10 protein-coding genes are annotated in these 16,773 nt (G+C 71.3%); 6 read left to right on the top strand and 4 right to left on the bottom strand.

Annotated elements, in window-relative coordinates; all coding sequences use genetic code 11:
- The first annotated feature begins 56 nt into the window (after positions 1–56).
- Positions 57–1,931 (top strand): AMP-dependent synthetase/ligase, encoded by a 1,875-nt coding sequence (locus IE97_RS0116740; RefSeq protein WP_030239804.1) that lies wholly within the window; start codon positions 57–59, stop codon positions 1,929–1,931.
- A gap of 78 nt (positions 1,932–2,009) precedes the next feature.
- Here IE97_RS0116740 and IE97_RS0116735 read toward each other — a convergent pair whose 3' ends face one another.
- Positions 2,010–4,265, bottom strand: coding sequence for an NACHT domain-containing protein (locus IE97_RS0116735; protein WP_030239800.1), 2,256 nt, complete (start codon positions 4,263–4,265; stop codon positions 2,010–2,012).
- 174 nt (positions 4,266–4,439) lie between these two features.
- On the opposite strand from IE97_RS0116735, the gene IE97_RS0116730 reads away from it, so the two are divergent.
- Positions 4,440–4,922 (top strand): hypothetical protein, encoded by a 483-nt coding sequence (locus IE97_RS0116730; RefSeq protein ID WP_030239797.1) that lies wholly within the window; start codon positions 4,440–4,442, stop codon positions 4,920–4,922.
- 99 nt (positions 4,923–5,021) lie between these two features.
- On the opposite strand, the gene IE97_RS0116720 is transcribed toward IE97_RS0116730, so the two are convergent.
- On the bottom strand, positions 5,022–9,209 hold the full coding sequence (locus tag IE97_RS0116720; RefSeq protein WP_234331826.1) for a HAMP domain-containing protein: 4,188 nt from the start codon (positions 9,207–9,209) through the stop codon (positions 5,022–5,024).
- A gap of 102 nt (positions 9,210–9,311) precedes the next feature.
- Here IE97_RS0116720 and IE97_RS0116715 point away from each other — a divergent pair, with 102 nt between their 5' ends.
- Positions 9,312–11,360, top strand: coding sequence for an ATP-binding SpoIIE family protein phosphatase (locus tag IE97_RS0116715; RefSeq protein WP_030239788.1), 2,049 nt, complete (start codon positions 9,312–9,314; stop codon positions 11,358–11,360).
- Positions 11,361–11,387: 27 nt separating this feature from the next.
- A complete protein-coding gene (gene hemW / locus IE97_RS0116710) occupies positions 11,388–12,620 on the top strand; it encodes a radical SAM family heme chaperone HemW (RefSeq protein WP_030239784.1) in 1,233 nt (410 codons plus the stop codon).
- Positions 12,621–12,786: 166 nt separating this feature from the next.
- Here hemW and IE97_RS0116705 read toward each other — a convergent pair whose 3' ends face one another.
- Positions 12,787–13,590 (bottom strand): DUF3097 domain-containing protein, encoded by an 804-nt coding sequence (locus IE97_RS0116705; RefSeq protein ID WP_030239780.1) that lies wholly within the window; start codon positions 13,588–13,590, stop codon positions 12,787–12,789.
- A gap of 31 nt (positions 13,591–13,621) precedes the next feature.
- Positions 13,622–14,353: an MBL fold metallo-hydrolase gene (locus IE97_RS0116700; RefSeq protein WP_030239777.1), complete on the bottom strand. Its 732-nt coding sequence runs from the start codon at positions 14,351–14,353 to the stop codon at positions 13,622–13,624.
- Between the two features lie 170 nt (positions 14,354–14,523).
- On the opposite strand from IE97_RS0116700, the gene hrcA reads away from it, so the two are divergent.
- Both hrcA and dnaJ read left to right on the top strand, forming a co-directional pair.
- The gene (hrcA, locus tag IE97_RS0116695) at positions 14,524–15,540 is read left to right on the top strand and encodes a heat-inducible transcriptional repressor HrcA (protein ID WP_030239773.1); all 1,017 of its coding nucleotides are present in this window, start codon (positions 14,524–14,526) and stop codon (positions 15,538–15,540) included.
- On the top strand, positions 15,540–16,703 hold the full coding sequence (gene dnaJ / locus IE97_RS0116690) for a molecular chaperone DnaJ (protein ID WP_030239768.1): 1,164 nt from the start codon (positions 15,540–15,542) through the stop codon (positions 16,701–16,703). The genes hrcA and dnaJ overlap by 1 nt, the downstream gene beginning before the upstream one ends.
- The last annotated feature ends 70 nt before the right edge of the window (positions 16,704–16,773 follow it).

Genomic DNA, 16,773 nt, shown 5'->3' with positions numbered 1-16,773 from the left:
GAGTAAAAACCAGCCGCACCTGAGCCAGCCGCGCTGTCGCGGGCCCGGAGGATGTCGTGAGCGACACACAGACACTGATCGAGAACCGTCCGCCGTCCGTGGCGGGCCTCTTCCTGGAGCGGGTGGCGGCCACGCCGGACGCCGAGGCGTACCGCTATCCGGTGCCCGCGGCCTCCGGACAGGGGCCGGACGAATGGAAGTCGCTGAGCTGGGCGCAGTCCGCCGAACGGGTCTACGCCATCGCGGCGGGCCTGATCGAGCTGGGCGTACAGCCCGAGCAGCGGGTCGCCCTCGCCTCCAGTACCCGGATCGAGTGGATCCTCGCCGACCTCGGCATCATGTGCGCCGGCGCGGCCACGACCACGGTCTATCCGCAGACCAACGCCGACGAGTCCGCGTACATCCTGTCGGACTCCGAGAGCCGGGTGCTCATCGCGGAGAACGCCGAGCAGCTGGCCAAGGCCAGGGAGAAGCGCGCCGAGCTGCCCGACCTCACCCACGTGGTGGTCGTCGACGGGGCCGGGGTCGAGACCGCCGACTGGATCCTCACCCTCGACGAGCTGGAGAAGCGTGGCGCGGCCCGGCTGGAGAAGGACCCGGACCTGATCAAGGAGCGGGTCGGCGCGATCACCAAGGACCAGCTCGCCACCCTCATCTACACGTCCGGCACCACCGGCCGCCCCAAGGGCGTGCGTCTCCCGCACGACAACTGGGCGTACATGGCGAAGGCCATCGCGGCGACGGGGCTGGTCAGCGGCGAGGACGTGCAGTACCTGTGGCTGCCCCTGGCGCACGTCTTCGGCAAGGTGCTCACGTCCGGCCAGATCGAGGTCGGGCACGTCACCGCCGTGGACGGCCGCGTCGACAAGATCATCGAGAATCTGCCGGTGGTGCAGCCGACGTACATGGCGGCCGTGCCGCGCATCTTCGAGAAGGTCTACAACGGCGTGGCCGCGAAGGCCCGTGCGGGTGGCGGAGCCAAGTACAAGATCTTCCAGTGGGCGGCCGAGGTCGCCCGCGAGTACGCCAAGGTCGCGCAGGACAACTTCCGGCGCACCGGCACCGCCTCCGTTCCCTTCTCGCTCGGCGCCAAGCACAAGGTCGCCGACGCGCTGGTGTTCGCCAAGATCCGCGAGGCCTTCGGCGGAAACCTGCGCGCCTGCGTGTCCGGAAGCGCCGCCCTCGCACCCGAGATCGGCTACTTCTTCTCCGGCGCGGGCATCCACATCCTGGAGGGCTACGGCCTCACGGAGTCCTCCGCGGCCTCGTTCGTGAACCCCGGCGAGGCCTACCGCACCGGCACGGTCGGCAAGCCGCTGCCCGGCACCGAGGTGCGGATCGCCGATGACGGAGAGATCCTGCTGCGGGGCCCGGGGATCATGGAGGGCTACCACAAGCTGCCCGAGAAGACCGCGGAGGTGCTGGAGCCGGACGGCTGGTTCCACACCGGGGACATCGGGGAGCTCTCACCCGACGGCTACCTGCGGATCACCGACCGCAAGAAGGACCTCATCAAGACCTCCGGCGGCAAGTACATCGCGCCCGCTGAGGTCGAGGGGCAGTTCAAGGCGGTGTGCCCCTACGTGTCCAACATCCTGGTGCACGGCGCCGACCGGAACTTCTGCACCGCCCTCATCGCCCTCGACGAGGTCGCGATCACGGACTGGGCGAAGGACAACGGACTGGAGGGCAAGCCGTACGCGGAGATCGTGGCCGCGCCCGCCACGGTCGAGATGGTCGACGGCTACGTCCAGCAGCTCAACGCGGGTCTCCAGCGCTGGCAGACCATCAAGAAGTTCCGGCTCCTGCCGCGCGACCTCGACGTCGAGCACGGGGAGATCACGCCCAGCCTGAAGCTGAAGCGGCCGGTGGTGGAGCGGGAGTACAAGCACCTGATCGACGAGATGTACGCGGGATCGCGCGAAGCGTGAGCCCAGAGGTGCGGGCGGATCCCCGAGCGCGGTCCGCCCGCACCGGCGTCCCGGCTCGCGGGCGACTCCCGCCACGGCCTACGGCGCCGACAGCAACGACGCCACCGGGAGTTCCGGCCGGCAGCCTTCCAGGTACTGCTGGAGGTCGCGATGCAGGAACATGTACCCGCCGCCCACCCTCCGCAGCAGCACCCTGTCCTCACCGGAACGCAGCAGCAGGTCCAGATCGGTCGGCAGCAGCCCGGAGACCCTGGCACCGTAGGAGGCGGCGCGGTGCCGCAGCCAGGCACGCCCCGGCCCGGCGGTCATCATGAACGCCATGGTGGCGGGCAGCGCGGCGAGCAGGGCGTCCCACGGTCCGCCCAGCGCGGCCGTGCCGATCGCCCCGGCCAGGACGAGGGCGATGAGGACGAGGAGAAGAACGGCGAGCCGGCGTAAGGACGCCTCCAGCGCGCCTCCCCGGACGGCCGGCGGGTTCTCGTGGTCGGGCACGTTTCCTCCTGCGAGGACACCGCCGCACCCCAGGCCGGCCGCCACGGCGAGGCACTCGGCGGTCGTGGCGCCGACCGTGATCAGGACGCCCCCGAAGGCGGCGCCGACAATCACCCAGGTGACCAGTCCACGAAGAGCCGACGCCGGGGACCAGGTCCAGCTGGTCGCGGCGTAGATGTTGTACGTGTCGTGGCCGACCACCGGTGTGGACAGGCGCTCGGCGAGGGGCGACTGGAACAGAACTCCGAACGTCAGGGCGACCACGCTGCCCAGCACCAGGGCTCCGCCGAGCGCGGCCAGCAGTGCCCCGGTGACACCGTGGACCAGTGCGCCGAGCGGCGCCCCGGCCAGCGCGCCTGCCAGCGCGGCCAGCCGGCCACCGACCAGGCCAGTGCTGGTGTGGTCCCAGCCGAGCCACCGGGCTATCCGGGCACGAGGCCCGCGCCGTGGTGTCAGGGGCCAGGGCGGATCACGGTCGGGCAGCCAGGCCGGGGTCAGCAGATCGGGGTAGAAGATCGTCTGCCCCTGGCGTGACATCAGCCGCGCCAGCCACACGAGGTGGAAATAGATGTCGGCGGGGCCCAGGGTCGCGGCATGGCCGGCCTGGTCGGCGGAGGCCCGCAGTGCCCGTACCCGGTGGAGCATCTGATGGACGTAGAGCCCGAAGAGCGCATGCCGGTAGTCCCCGCTCGGCAAGGGGGTTCCCGGCTCCAGCCGGGCGAACGCCAGGACAGCCACGCCGAGCATGAGCGGTGTCGTCAGCAGGTCGGCCAGCGCCGGCTCCTCCTGCACCGCCCGGCGCAGCGCCGCCAGTTGGGGCCCGCCCTCCGCGAGGGTGTGGGCTATCTGTTCCTCGCTCAGGGGCAGCACACGTACGGCTCCGGAGACCGACAGCTTGCGCCGGAGTTCCCTGAACTCCTGCGTCCGGCTGGTCAGGACGAGGCCGCACGCCCGGTGACGCGGGTCCGTGCAGAACTCCTCGATGGACGTCAGGCAGCGCTCCCGCAGCGTCTCGTCGACCTCGTCGAGGCCGTCCAGCAGCAGCATGAGCGATCCCGAGGCCAGCCAGGCCATCGTCTGGTCGGTGTCGATCGTGTAGCGCTGGCGGGCTTCCGCGGCGATCCAGCCGGCCAGCCCGTCGGGCCCGTCGACCCAGGTCGACAGCAGCAGGACGAGGGGAACGGGAGCGCCTTCGTCCCGGCGGGCGGCGCCCACCTGGTCCGCCGCCAGCTCGAGCAGGTGTGTGGTCTTCCCCGCTCCGGGGTCGCCGAGCACCAGCAGCCGGTTGTCCGACTGCTCTCGCATCACGTCGCTCAGCCGGGTCCCGCCCGGCAGGTGGTCGCCGTCGGCCAGGTCCAGCAGTGTCGGCGAACCGAAGGGGTCCTTGACGGCGCCCAGTTGTTCGCCGAGACCGACTTCCAGCCGCACCGCCGAACGCAGCGAATCCCGCAGGGCGTCGCGTACCCACAGCCGCTCGGTGACATCCAGCAGGTGACGGCGTGCAGTTGCTTCCTTGCCCGTGTGGACCATGGCCGGACCCTCGCCCGCATCAGCGTTCCTGAGCCAGACGGCTATCGCCGTCGATCCGAGGAGTACCACGGCCAGCACGATTGACACGACCGTACGGCCGGAACCCTGCCGAAGCGACAGGGCGATGAGGGGGGCCATCAGGATGAGCTCGGCGGTGACGATCAGCAGGAGCCGCCGGTAGCGGCGGCGGTCGGCAGGCGGTGCCGGTGGATAGAAGTTGTACTCGTTGTGCGTGACGGACGCGTTCGGGCCCAGCGCGTTGTGGTGCGCCCCGGGTCCCGCCACGGTGTTGTCGTCACCGTCCACGCGCATGGCGTCGCCCTTCGGCCGAGCGGTTTCCGGAAGCATAGGGCTGTTTGTCGGAAGTACAGAGACAGATGACAACAACGGTCGTAATTTGTCGTTTTCAACGTTATCTCTCTACATCTCGGCTGGATTCGAGCATGCTGGTGCTCGAAGGTGTGCTCGGCAAGGTGAGGAGACTGCATGGCAACGCGGCGATGGGGCACCTGGCTCGATATCGGTGTCACCGCGGTGGCCTTCCTAGCGGCCGTCGGCCTCGCCTGGGCGGTGTGCGCCTGGGCCGGGCATCCCCAGGAGGGCGCGAACCGCTGGGCGGTGTGCATCGGTTTCGCCACCGTCGTGGCGACGGCGTCCGGGTTCGCCGTCCACCGCGGCATCGCTGGGAGAGACGCCGGTGCCACGACCGTCCTGGGGGACCGCAACCGTGTCGCCGGGACCGGGGCGCACCACAACGACTTCGGTGACCGGCTGCCACCCGCGCGGCCCGTACCACCGTCTCCGGGCACGGCCGGACAGCCTCCGGTGCCCGAAACCGGTGGCGGTGACGTCCACGTGCGCGGGAACAGTAACCGTGTCGCCGGTCCGAACGCCTCCCACAACACCTTCGGCGACGGTGTCGCCGCACCGGACGAGGGAACCGGCCCGGTCGGCCCCGGTGCCGTGTGACTCCTCACCGCACGCGGCGTATCTCCTTCAGCACGACGGCGAACAGGAGGATTCCCGCGCGCTCGCCGCTCGTTGACTCAGCGCTCATATGAAGGTGCCTCAGTCGCGGCCGGAGTCGTCTCCGTCGGCCCTCCGGTGGTCGGCACCGGCCCGCCCGTCGGGCCGCGGGTCCCCGCCCGCTGCGGCGCCCTCCGGGTCCAGGAGGGAGCACACGACGGTCAGCAGCCGGTCGACGTCCACCGGCTTGGGGACATAGGCGTTGGCGCCCCGCGCGATCGACTTCTCGCGGTCGCCGGGCATCGCCTTGGCCGTCAGTGCGACGATGGGCAGGTCCGCCCAGCGCGGGGCGCGGCGGATGGCGGAGATGGTCTCGTAGCCGTCCATCTCCGGCATCATGATGTCCATCAGGACCAGTTCGATCTCGGCGCTGCGCTCCAGCGTCTCGATACCCTCCCGGCCGTTCTCGGCGTACAGCACGGTCATGCCGACCCGGCCCAGGACGTGGGTGAGGGCGAAGACGTTGCGGATGTCGTCGTCCACGATCAGTACCTGCCGCCCTGGCAGGACCTGGCCCGGCCTGCCGGACGTCCATGCCTCCAGCCTGGTCGGCGAGGGCCAGGTGTCGTCCGCGTCACCCGCGGCCGGGAACGGTCCGGTGGCGGCCGGCTGGAGGGGCAGCGGGAGCTCGGGGCGTTCCTCGGAGCGTGGTTGCGGCACCGTGTGACCGGGGCTGACGACCGGGACGTAGAGGGTGAACCTGGAGCCCTTGCCGGGTTCGCTCTCGGCGACGATCCGGCCGCCGAGCAGGCCCGCGATCTCCCGGCTGATCGACAGGCCGAGACCGGTGCCGCCGTACTTGCGGTTGGTGGTGCCGTCCGCCTGCGCGAACGCCTCGAAGATCACCGGGAGTTTCTCCGGCGCGATACCGATGCCCGTGTCGGACACGGCGAACGCGATGACATCGTCGGTGTCCCGGACATCCCGACTCTCCACCTCGCTCGCGTGGTGGGACCCCCATCGGTGGTCCGCGACCTGCACCCGGTCCACGCGCAGCTCGACCTTGCCCGTCGCGGTGAACTTGATCGCGTTGGAGAGGAGGTTGCGGAGGATCTGCTGCAGGCGCTGCTCGTCCGAGTACATCTCGCGCGGTACGTCCTCGCCGACCGCCACCTCGAAGGCGAGCCCACGGTCGATGGTGAGGGGGCGGAAGGTGGCGTGGACGTAGTCGAGCAGCTTGATGAGGGGGAGCCGCCTGGGGCGTACGTCCATCCGGCCGGCCTCGATCTTCGACAGGTCCAGGATGTCGTTGATCAGCTGGAGGAGGTCCGAGCCCGAGCGGTGGATCGTCGTCGCGAACTGCACCTCCTGGTCGGAGAGATGGCCGTCCGGGTTGTCGGAGAGCAGCCGGGCCAGGATCAGCAGGGAGTTCAGCGGGGTGCGCAGCTCGTGCGACATGTTCGCCAGGAACTCCGACTTGTACTGGGAGGACGTCGCCAGCAGGGAGGCCTTCTCCTCCAGTTCGGCGTTGGAGCGCTGGAGTTCGCCCTGCTGCTTCTGGAGTTCGTCCGAGCGCTCCTGCAACTGCTTGGCGAGGCGCTGGGACTCGCCGAGCAGGGACTCCGTGCGTGAGTTGGCGATGATCGTGTTGATGGCGACACCGATGGTGTTCACGAACTGGTCGAAGAACGCCAGGTGCACGTCGGAGAAGCGGGAGAACGAGGCCAGCTCGATGACGCCGAGGAGCTTGTCCTCGAAGAGGATCGGGATGATGACGATCGTGGTGGGAGCGGCTTCCCCCAGCCCGCTGTTGATCTTGATGTAGTCGGGTGGGGCGCCCTCCACCAGGATCCGCTTCTTCTCCCGGGCCGCCTGCGCGACCAGGCCGTGCACGGGGAGGCCGCCGGTCTCGACGGTCGCGTCCTGGGCGGCGCCGTAGCCGGCGATGAAGGCCAGCCCCTTGGTGGGAACCGTCGCTCCGGCCTCCTCCGGGTCGGCCAGGTAGAACGCGCCGTACTGGGCGTTCACCAGCGGGGTCAGCTCGCGCAGGATCAGGTCGGCGACCTCCATCAGGTCGCGGTGGCCCTGCATCAGGGCGGCCAGCCGCGCCAGATTGGACTCAAGCCAGTCCTTCGCGCGGGTCGTCTCGCGCAGGTTGGCCACCATCAGGTTGATGTTGTCCTTCAGCTCGGCGACCTCGCCGCGCGCCTCCACGGTGATCGAGCGGGACATGTCGCCCTGGGCCACGGCGGAGGCGACCTCGGCGATCGCCCGGACCTGGGTGGTGAGGTTCAGCGCGAGCTCGTTGACGTTCGTCGTCAGGCGCTTCCAGGTGCCGTAGACGCCCTCCACTCTGGCCTGCCCGCCGAGCTGCCCCTCGGAGCCGACCTCGCGGGCCACGCGCGTGACCTCCGAGGAGAAGGAGGACAGCGTGTCGACCATCGTGTTGATGGTCGTCTTCAGCTCCAGGATCTCGCCCCGCGCGTCCACGTCGATCTTCCGGGACAGGTCGCCCTGCGCCACGGCCGTCGCGACCTGGGCGATGTTGCGCACCTGGGAGGTGAGGTTGTCGGCCATGGAGTTGACGTTGTCCGTCAGGTCCCGCCAGACACCGGAGACGCCCAGCACCTGGGCCCGCCCGCCGAGCCGGCCGTCGGTGCCGACCTCCCGGGCGACCCTGGTCACCTCGTCGGCGAAGGCGCGCAACTGCTCCACCATCGTGTTGACGGTGTCCTTCAGTTCGAGGATCTCGCCGCGGGCGTCGACCGTGATCTTCTTCGACAGGTCACCGTTGGCCACCGCGGTGGTGACCTGGGCGATGTTGCGGACCTGCGAAGTCAGGTTCAGCGCCATGAAGTTGACGTTGTCGGTGAGGTCCTTCCAGACGCCGGAGACGCCGCGCACCTGCGCCTGCCCGCCGAGGTTGCCCTCGGTGCCGACCTCGCGGGCGACGCGGGTGACTTCGTCGGCGAAGGCGGACAGCTGGTCGACCATCGTGTTGATGGTCGTCTTCAGCTCCAGGATCTCGCCCTTGGCCTCCACCGTGATCTTCTTGCCGAGGTCGCCCTGGGCGACGGCCGTGGACACGAGGGCGATGTTCCGCACCTGGGAGGTGAGGTTGTCGGCCATGAAGTTGACGTTGTCGGTGAGGTCCTTCCAGACGCCGGAGACGCCCCGGACCTGGGCCCGGCCGCCGAGGTTGCCCTCGGTGCCGACCTCGCGGGCGACGCGGGTGACTTCGTCGGCGAAGGCGGACAGCTGGTCGACCATCGTGTTGATGGTGGACTTGAGCTCCAGGATCTCGCCCTGCGCGTCCACCGTGATCTTCTGGGACAGGTCGCCGTTGGCCACGGCCGTCGTCACCTGGGCGATGTTGCGGACCTGCGAGGTCAGGTTCGACGCCATGAAGTTGACGTTGTCGGTGAGGTCCTTCCAGACGCCGGAGACGCCGCGGACCTGGGCCCGGCCGCCCAGCTGCCCCTCGGTGCCGACCTCACGGGCCACCCGCGTGACCTCGTCGGCGAAGGCGGACAGCTGATCCACCATCGTGTTCACGGTCAGCTTCAGTTCCAGCAGCTCGCCGGTCGCCTCCACCGTGACCGTGCGGGTCAGATCACCGCGCGCCACCGCCGTCGTCACCGCCGCGATGTCCCGCACCTGCGCCGTCAGCCGGGACGCCATCGTGTTGACCGCCTCGGTCACGTCCCGCCAACTGCCCGAAAGGCCCCGCACCTTGGCCCGGCCTCCCAGCCGGCCCTCGGTGCCGACCTCGCGCGCCACCCGCGTCACCTCGCCCGTGAACAGGGAGAGCTGGTCCACCATCGTGTTCACGGCCCGGCCCAGGTGACGCATGTCGCCGCGTAACTGCCGCGTGCCGTCGTGCAGATCGACCCGCTGGGTCAGATCGCCGCCGGCCACCGCGTCGAGCACCCGCGTGGCGTTCGCCGCCGGGGCGACCAGGGCGTCGAGCAACTGGTTCACGTCGTTCACGCGGGACGTCCACAGCCCCTGCCCGGGACTGGCCGAGAGTCGCTCGTCGAGCCGGCCGTGCCGTATCAGCTCCCTTCTCACGCGCCGCACCTCGGTGGTGAAGTGGAGGCTGCGGTCCATGATCTGGTTGTAGACCGCGGCGAGCTCGGCCACCATTCCGTGGCCGGTTTCCGGCAGCTTGGTGAACTCGCCGTCGCGTGCGGCTGTCATCGCGGCGAGCAGCGGACGCAGATCGGATGCACGAATCTGACCGTCTTCGTGCCGGTCTTCGACCACAGGGGGAGCGCTGTTCTCACTCATGGCGGCCCACTTCGGTAACTCGGCGCTTATGGGCGGGGCCAGTCTGTCACTCTGTCGGCAACGACTGTGGCGTATTCGTACGAACTGCCCGGGGAGCTGTCCATGGGGGCCATTCCGACGCAACGGGAGACCGCTTCCCGTGCCTCAGGGGCGCCTGCACACGCTTACGAGGCGCCCGCGCGGGCGCACACCGCCCTGTCCGGCAGCTCCCTCGCGCCGGGCTCCGCCCGTGCCCTGGTGCGGACGGCACTCGCCGAGTGGTCCGCACTCGGCCTGCCCGGCGCCGAGCACCTCACCGACCGCCTCGCCGACGACGCGCTGCTCGTCGTCAGCGAGCTCGTCACCAACGCCGTCGTGCACGCCGGGACCGACGTCGAGTTCGAGTGCCGGCTGGAAGGCGACGACCGGGACACGACCGCGCTCGTCGTCGAGGTCTCCGACCACCACCCCTCCCGTGCGCCGCGCGGCGGCGAGACGGAGACGCCGCACGACATCCCGGAGTACGGGCGCGGGCTGCGGCTCGTCGGCGCGCTCTCCGAGGCCTGGGGCATCACGTACCGCACGGGCCGGAAGACGGTGTGGGCGCGGTTGCCCGCCGCGGGGTGCGAGGCGGGCGAGCAGATCGAGGCGTACGCCGGTGAGCAGGCGCTGGCGCACGGGCTGCGGGTGGCGGAGATCCTGGCGCCGGAGCCGTTGCCCGGTGAGGGCGGGGAGGCGGAGGAGGCCGTACGCGTCAGCCGGGACGTACACGACTGGTACGACCGGGACTGGCGGGAGCGGCACGGCGGACGGGACGGCCGTGACGGTGCCTGGCTGGGCCGCGGCGCCCTGTCCTTCCTCGCCGAGGCCTCCGACCTGCTCGCCGGACAACTCGACGAGGACCTGGTCGCCGCCCTGGCCGGGCAGCTGATCGTGCCCCGGCTGGCCGACTGGTGCGCGGTGTGGCTGGAGGACGAGGCCACCGGCGGCTGGAGCAGCGGCGCCGGAGCAGGAGGGGCACGGCTGGCCCGGGTCTGGCACGGCAGCGAGTCCCGCATCGAGGAACTGCGCAGCGCCCTGGAGAAGGACCCACCGCACCTGTCCGACCCCCTGGGGATGTCCCCGCTCGAGCGGGGCCGGGAGCAGGGGAGGTCCGAGCCCGTCGGCTACCCGTGGCCCGGCGAGGCGCTCGGTGACACGCCAGGCGAGCAGGGCTCGGCCCTGGCCTACCGGCTCGTCGCCGGGGGACGCCCCCTGGGCACCCTCGTCATCGGACGCTCCGGGACGGCCGGCTTCCCCGACGAGATCACCGGCCTCGTCGAGGACCTCAGCCGCCGCGTCGCCCTCGCCATCGGCGCCGCCCGCCAGTACGCCCGCCAGGCCACCATCAGCGCCGTCCTCCAGCGCGGACTGCTGCCCGGCGCGGTGGCCGAGATCCCCGGGGTGCGCAGCGCCCTCGTCTACGAGCCGTGCGACAAGGGCGGTCCCAGCGGCGACTTCTACGACCTGTTCCCGGCCGGCGACGGCCGCTGGTGCTTCGCCGTCGGCGACGTCCAGGGCAAGGGCCCCGAGGCCGCCGTCGTGATCGGCCTGGCCCGGCCCTGGCTGCGGCTGCTGGCCCGCGAGGGCTACCGGGTCGCCGACGTCCTCGACCGCCTCAACCAGCTCCTGCTCGACGACGCCACGGAGGCCGCCGACGCCGCGGCCAGGGCGCTGGTGGCGGCCGGTGCGCGACCGACCCCGCCCGGCGACGGACCCCAGACACGCTTCCTGTCCCTGCTGTACGGCGAACTGGTCCCCTTCGACGGCGGCATCCGCTGCACCGTCGCCTCCGCCGGGCACCCGCTGCCCCTGCTGCTCGGCGCCGGCGGAGAGGTCCACACGGCCGCGCGGCCCCAGACCCTCCTGGGCGTCGTCGAGGACGCCACCTACACCAGCGACACCTTCGAGCTGCGCTCCGGCGACACGCTCCTCTGCGTCACCGACGGCGTGACCGAGCGCCGCTCGGGCTCCCGCCAGTTCGACGACGAGGACGGGCTGGCCGCGGCGCTGGCCGGGTGCGCGGGGCTGGACGCGGAGCTGATAGCCGAGCGGATCAAGCGGCTGGTGCACGAGTTCGGGGCGCGGCCCCCGGCGGACGACCTGGCCCTGCTGGTGCTCCAGGCGGAGTGACCGCGCGGGTGCTGGACAATGGAGGACATGCCTTCCGCACTCCCCGACGGCGAGCCCGTCCCCGACGACGGCGCGCTGCCCGCGTCCGCACTCGCCGGGGCCGCCGACCGTCCGCTCGGGTTCTACCTGCACGTTCCGTACTGCGCGACCCGCTGCGGCTACTGCGACTTCAACACCTACACGGCGACCGAGCTGCGCGGGACCGGCGGGGTGCTCGCCTCCCGCGACAACTACGCCGAGACGCTGGTCGAGGAGGTCCGCCTGGCCCGGAAGGCGCTGGGTGACGACCCGCGGCCCGTCCGCACGGTGTTCGTGGGCGGGGGTACGCCGACGCTGCTGGATGCCGGTGATCTCGTACGGATGCTGGGCGCGATCCGCGACGAGATCGGGCTGGCGGCGGACGCCGAGGTCACCACGGAGGCGAACCCCGAGTCGGTCGATCCGGCGTATCTGGCCGCCCTGCGGGAGGGTGGCTTCAACCGGATCTCGTTCGGGATGCAGAGCGCGAGGCAGCACGTGCTGAAGGTGCTGGACCGTACGCACACACCGGGCCGTCCCGAGCGTTGCGTGACGGAGGCGCGGGCGGCGGGCTTCGAGCACGTCAACCTGGATCTGATCTACGGCACGCCCGGGGAGAGCGACGACGACTGGCGGGCGTCGCTGGAGGCGGCGCTCGGGGCCGGGCCCGACCACGTCAGCGCGTACGCCCTGATCGTGGAGGAGGGCACGCAGCTGGCTCGTCGTATCCGCCGGGGCGAGGTGCCGATGACGGACGACGACGTGCACGCGGACCGGTACCTGATCGCCGAGGAGATGCTGTCGGCGGCGGGCTTCGACTGGTACGAGGTGTCGAACTGGGCGACGTCCCGGGCCGGGCGGTGTCTGCACAACGAGCTGTACTGGCGGGGGGCCGACTGGTGGGGGGCCGGGCCGGGGGCGCACAGCCACGTGGGCGGGGTGCGGTGGTGGAACGTCAAGCATCCGGGGGCGTACGCGGCGGCGCTGGCGGCGGGGCGGTCGCCCGGGGCCGGGCGTGAGGTGCTGAGTGATGAGGACCGGCGGGTCGAGCGGATTCTGCTGGAGTTGCGGCTGCGGGAGGGGGTGCCGTTGGGGCTGCTGAGGGAGGAGGGGCTTGCGGCTTCCCGGCGGGCGCTGGGGGAGGGACTGCTGGAGAGCGGGCCCTATGAGGAGGGGCGGGCTGTGCTGACGCTTCGGGGGCGGTTGCTGGCGGACGCGGTGGTGCGGGATCTGGTGGACTGACTGTGCTCGGCATCGGTGCCGGGGCCGGGGAGTTGCGCAGCCCGGCGTAGCGGGGTGCCGCTGCGCCCACCCGTGCCGCCCCAGCGGCACGACTGCCCGCAGCTGGGTCGTGACAGGGGTGCCGCTGCGCCCACCCGTGCCGCCCCAGCGGCACGACTGCCCGCAGCTAGGCGGTGACGAAGTCGATCAGTTCCTCGACCCGTCCCAGCAGCTCCGGTTCCAGGTCCTTGTAGGACTCCACCCGCTTCAGGATCGCCTGCCACACCGCCCCGGTGTTGTCCGACGGCCAGCCCAGGGCCCGGCACACCCCCGTCTTCCAGTCCTGTCCGTGCGGGATCCGGGGCCACGCCTCGATGCCCAGGGACGACGGCTTCACCGCCTCCCAGATGTCGATGTACGGGTGGCCCACCACCAGGGCGTGCTCGCTCGTCACCGACTCGGCGATGCGCCACTCCTTCGTGCCGGGGACCAGATGGTCGACCAGCACCCCGAGCCGCGCGTCCGGCCCGGGGGCGAATTCGGCCACGATCGACGGCAGGTCGTCGACGCCCTCCAGGTACTCCACGACCACGCCCTCGATGCGCAGGTCGTCGCCCCACACCTTCTCGACCAGCTCGGCGTCGTGCCGGCCCTCGACGTAGATCCGGCCGGCTCGGGCCACGCGTGCGCGCGCGTTCGGGACGGCCACCGACCCCGATGCCGTACGGGTGGGACGTGCGGGTGCCTCCCCCGACGGCCGGACCAGGGTCACGACCTTCCCCTCCAGCAGGAATCCGCGCGGTTCCAGCGGGAACACCCGGTGCTTGCCGAAGCGGTCCTCCAGCGTCACCGTGCCGGCCTCGCAGCGGATCACCGCGCCGCAGAAGCCGGTCCCGGGCTCCTCGACCACCAGGCCCGGCTCCGCCGGAACCTCGGGCACCGGCTTCGGCTTCTTCCACGGCGGGGTCAGGTCCGGAGAGTACTGGCGCATTCGGATGACGATAGGAGAAGGCGTACGGCGATCACCGCGACACGCCGAAACGCGCCGCCAGCGCGTCCCGCTGGGCCCGGACGAACGCCGCGTCCACCACCGCTCCGTGACCGGGCACGTACAGCGCGTCCTCGCCGCCCAGGTCGAGCAGCCGGTCCAGGGCGGCCGGCCAGTGCGACGGCACGGCGTCGGGACCCGCCTGCGGATCGCCGGACTCCTCGACCAGGTCGCCGCAGAAGACGACCTCGGGGTCGCCCGGTACCAGGACCGCCAGGTCGTGCGCGGTGTGCCCCGGGCCCACGTTCGCGAGCAGCACCTGATGCCCGCCGCCGAGGTCGAGGGTCCACTCGCCGGAGACCAGATGGCGGGGCGGGAACAGCCGGTCCACGGCCTCCGCCGCCGTGGCCTCCGCCAGGCCGTTCCGTACGGCGTCCGCGCGCAGCTCCTCCCGGTCCCGCGCCCGCGTCAGCACCCCGTCCACACCCACCGCGCCGAACACCTCCGTGTCCGCGAACGTCGCCACCCCGAAGACATGGTCGAAGTGGGGATGCGTCAGCGCGAGATGTGTCACACGGTGACCGGTGAGCGACCGCGCCTGCTCGCGCAACCGCGCGCCCTCCGCCGGGCTCGACCCCGCGTCGATCACGAGGACCGCGCCCTCACCGGCGACCAGCCCCGCCGTGCAGTCCCACACCGGAAGGCGGCACCGCCCCACCCCGGCGGCCAGCCGCTCCCACCCGAGCTCTTCCCAAGTCACCGTCATACGGCGACGCTAGCGGTGACGCCCGTCACCGGCACGACAGCGCGCGACCAGCCTTGCCGGGGGTGTACCCCACCGCCGTACACTGGGCCGGGGAACGCTGGCACTCGCACGCGCAGAGTGCCAGGCTCGACAGGCAGGACACGGGCGGACGACTTCTGGAGGTGTGCGCGATGCTCAGTGAACGCAGGCTTCAGGTGCTGCGCGCCATCGTCCAGGACTACGTCGGCACCGAGGAGCCGGTGGGCTCCAAGGCCCTCACCGAGCGGCACAGCCTCGGCGTCTCCCCGGCCACCGTCCGCAACGACATGGCGGCCCTCGAGGACGAGGGGTACATCGCCCAGCCGCACACCAGCGCCGGGCGCATCCCCACCGACAAGGGCTACCGGCTGTTCGTGGACAAGCTGGCCGGCGTCAAGCCGATGACCGCGCCCGAGCGGCGCGCGATCCAGAACTTCCTCGAGGGCGCCGTCGACCTCGACGACGTCGTGGCGCGCACGGTACGGCTGCTCGCGCAGCTCACGCGGCAGGTCGCCGTCGTGCAGTACCCGTCGCTGACCCGGTCGACCGTGCGGCACGTGGAGTTGCTCTCCCTGGCGCCCGCGCGGCTGATGCTCGTACTGATCACGGACACCGGGCGGGTCGAGCAGCGCGTGGTCGACTGCCCGGCGCCCTTCGGCGAGGCCTCGCTCGCGGACCTGCGCGCGCGGCTCAACAGCCGTGTGGCGAACCGCCGTTTCGCGGATGTGCCAAGTCTGGTGGAAGATCTCCCCGAGGCGTTCGAGCACGAGGACCGGGGTACGGTTTCCACGGTGCTCTCCACGCTTCTGGAGACGCTCGTCGAGGAGAACGAGGAGCGGCTGATGATCGGCGGCACCGCCAATCTGACCCGCTTCGGGCATGACTTTCCCCTCACGATCCGGCCGGTGCTGGAGGCGCTGGAGGAGCAGGTCGTGCTCCTCAAGCTGCTCGGCGAGGCGAAGGATCCGGGCGTGACCGTACGGATCGGTCATGAGAACGCCCACGAAGGACTCAACTCCACGTCCGTCGTGTCGGTCGGCTACGGTTCGGGCGGCGAGGCAGTCGCCAAGCTCGGCGTGGTCGGACCGACCCGCATGGACTACCCGGGAACGATGGGAGCGGTACGCGCAGTGGCACGGTACGTCGGACAGATCCTGGCGGAGTCGTAGTGGCCACGGACTACTACGCCGTACTCGGCGTGCGCCGCGACGCGTCGCAGGAAGAGATCAAGAAGGCCTTCCGGCGGCTCGCCCGCGAGCTGCACCCGGACGTCAACCCGGATCCGAAGACCCAGGAGCGGTTCAAGGAGATCAACGCCGCTTACGAGGTGCTGTCGGACCCGCAGAAGAAGCAGGTCTACGACCTCGGCGGCGACCCGCTCTCGCAGGCCCAGGGCGGCGGCGCGGGCGGCTTCGGAGCCGGCGGCTTCGGGAACTTCTCCGACATCATGGACGCGTTCTTCGGTACGGCGTCGCAGCGCGGACCGCGCTCGCGCACCCGCCGCGGCCAGGACGCGATGATCCGCATCGAGGTGGAGCTCGACGAGGCGGCCTTCGGCACGACGAAGGACATCCAGGTCGACACGGCGGTCGTCTGCAACACGTGCAGCGGCGAGGGGGCCGCGCCCGGCACCTCCGCGCAGACGTGTGACATGTGCCGCGGCCGCGGTGAGGTGTCGCAGGTGACCCGGTCCTTCCTGGGCCAGGTCATGACGTCCCGCCCCTGCCCCCAGTGCCAGGGCTTCGGCACGGTGGTCCCGACGCCGTGTCCCGAGTGCGCGGGCGACGGCCGCGTCCGCTCCCGCCGTACGCTCACGGTCAAGATCCCGGCCGGTGTCGACAACGGCACGCGCATCCAGCTGGCCGGCGAGGGCGAGGTCGGGCCCGGTGGCGGTCCCGCCGGTGACCTCTACGTCGAGATCCACGAACTCCCGCACTCCACGTTCCAGCGGCGCGGCGACGACCTGCACTGCACGGTGACGATCCCCATGACGGCGGCGGCTCTCGGCACGAAGGTGCCGCTGGAGACGCTGGACGGCATGGAGGAGGTCGACATCCGCCCCGGCACCCAGTCCGGCCAGTCGATCCCGCTGCACGGCCGGGGCGTCACTCACCTGCGCGGCGGCGGACGCGGCGACCTCATCGTCCACGTCGAGGTCCAGACCCCGACCAAGCTCGACCCCGAGCAGGAGCGCCTCCTCCGCGAGCTGTCCAAGCTACGTGGCGAGGAGCGTCCTCAGGGCCAGTTCCAGCCGGGGCCCCTGGGCTGGCACGGTCAGCCGGGGCAGCAGGGGCTGTTCTCGCGGCTGAAGGACGCGTTCAACGGGCGCTGACGGCGGCGGCCCGGCTGCTGCCGGGGGTCCGGGGGTCGGCCCCTGGGCTGGCACGGTCAGCCGGGGCAGC

It is taken from the genome of Streptomyces sp. NRRL S-455 (assembly GCF_000717875.1).
Classification (GTDB): domain Bacteria; phylum Actinomycetota; class Actinomycetes; order Streptomycetales; family Streptomycetaceae; genus Streptomyces.
This window is presented reverse-complemented; position numbering and strand designations above follow the sequence as displayed.